The organism is Fervidicola ferrireducens (assembly GCF_001562425.1).
Lineage (GTDB): Bacteria > Bacillota > Thermosediminibacteria > Thermosediminibacterales > Thermosediminibacteraceae > Fervidicola > Fervidicola ferrireducens.
This window is the reverse complement of the sequence record NZ_LOED01000102.1, coordinates 1-554: the sequence shown is the minus strand read 5'-3', so window position 1 is coordinate 554 and position 554 is coordinate 1. Positions and strand designations below refer to the sequence as shown.

Annotated in this window: 1 protein-coding gene; it reads right to left on the bottom strand. The window is 54.0% G+C overall.

Annotated elements, in window-relative coordinates:
• Nucleotides 1-506: IS607 family transposase (locus AN618_RS12490; protein WP_066355655.1), on the bottom strand; the 506-nt coding region annotated here is incomplete at its 3' end.
• Nucleotides 507-554 lie beyond the last annotated feature (48 nt).

The following is a 554-nucleotide window of genomic DNA, read 5'->3' as shown; positions in this document are numbered from 1 at the left end:
CTCGGCTCTTCTCCGTTAACAACCTCTATCCTTACGCCGAAAGCGTTAAAGAAGCGTTCGATATAGGTGTAGCCGAAACGGGCCAAGCGGTCTTTAAACTCGATTACCACCAGGTCCATTTTCCCTTCCCGGGCCATCTTGAAAAGCCTTGCGAGTCCTTTGCGCTTTTCGTTCAACCCCGAACCCTGCTCTGCGATGACCGCCACTATATCGTAGCCCTTGGAGCGGCAGTACTCTTCCAGCCGTTGCCTCTGGCGCTCCAGGTTTCCCGCTCCGGCCTGCTTGGCCGATGAAACGCGCGCGTAGATGACAGCTCTCCTGCCGGAAGGGACGTTCTCCCCCAGTAGGCGCAGGATTTCGCTTCTGGGAAACCGCCTCTGGCCGGAAGGAGTCCGTATACAGTGGATTTTCCCCTCCTTTTCCCAGCGGCGCAGGGTTATCGGGTGGACGCCCAGTATCTCTGCAGCTTTGCGTAAAGGGTAATGTTCCTCCAGTTCATGTTTCATACTTTAAGTATAGCATTGATTAAAAAATAAGGCAACTGTTGGTAGGAC